We start from the raw sequence: 1265 nt of genomic DNA on the forward strand, positions 1-1265 counted from the left end.
GTTCCCAAAAGCACGGCTTTGAGATCATGATTTTGGTGAGTGTACAGAGAGTTTGAGAGGCGGTAGCCTCTCAATGGTAACGTCGTTGATTATAACGGTAACGTCACAAAGCATAAACACTATAATCGCAATAAGTTTTTTCATAAAATTTTCCTTGAAAATAGTTCCTCTTCATCATGATTTCAAAGAAATTCAAATCCTTGGTTTTTAAGGTCAAGGCAACCCCTACGGGGCGCCTAACGGCGACCTTGACCTTAAAAACCAAACGGATTGTTTTGAAATCATGATGAAGAGGGGAAATGTCGTGTATTATTTTTTATGAAATTGTCGAACGAAGTTCGTCATTTTGTTTTGGAGCGTAGCGACCAATTCTTATACTGAGTTCGCTCAGTATAAGAATTAAGAAGGGATTTAACGGAAAAGCCCAAAAATCCTAAATTCAATTTTCAGAATCTGTAGTAGGGTCTATCAGACGGGCGATGACCCTCTATCAAAAAATAGTCAAATATTGATTGACCCTCTATCAAAAAACGTAAAATATTGATTGACAGTAGATCAAATACTGATTACACCTCTATCAAAAAGCTCCAGTTTTTTGATAGAGGGTCAATCAATTATGAAAAAAATAAAAGCTACTCGATATGAAGAAAATCCATTTATTGAGGGAATGACTGTTCCTATAAAAAATCAACGAATACGATTATCAAGATTAGGACGCGACGATAATGTTTTAATCAATCAATCAACTGGTGAAATTCAAGGCACTCATGTAACAACTTTTCGACGAGTGGATTCGCAGGAGTTTATAAAACTATTCACAAACAATATTGCTCTAACTTTTGAATTAAAAACAGCAGGAATAAAAGCTTTTGGAGTATTAGTCTGGATGTTGCAAGAAAAAGGAATAAGCAAAGATCTAGTACCATTAGATAAACTAGCTTTAGACGACTTTCTCGAAGCCAATAAAGATAAAAAAATAGCACTTTCTCTTCCTACTTTCGCACGTGGTCTAACCGAACTAGAAAGTGCTCAAATCATCGCTAAACATTTGCGACAAGGGTGGTACTTTATCAATCCTAATCTCATTTTCAATGGCGATAGAATTGCCTTTACAACCGTTATTCAACGAAGAAGAAACGAAAAAAAGGACGATAATACCCTAGATATGTTTGATGATTCAAACGACTAATGAGAGGCTACCGCCTCTCAAACTCTCTGTACGCTCACCAAAATCATGATCTCAGATCCGCGTTTATCGAAGGGAT

General features: G+C 36.3%; 1 protein-coding gene. It reads left to right on the top strand.

Features of this window, described 5'->3' with window-relative positions:
- Positions 1-616: 616 nt before the first annotated feature.
- Positions 617-1189: a replication/maintenance protein RepL gene (locus ACFIKE_RS10785; RefSeq protein WP_375649903.1), complete on the top strand. Its 573-nt coding sequence runs from the start codon at positions 617-619 to the stop codon at positions 1187-1189.
- Positions 1190-1265 lie beyond the last annotated feature (76 nt).

Origin of the sequence: Bartonella sp. MU70NMGDW (assembly GCF_042194085.1) — a bacterium.
Taxonomy (GTDB): Bacteria; Pseudomonadota; Alphaproteobacteria; order Rhizobiales; family Rhizobiaceae; genus Bartonella; species Bartonella grahamii.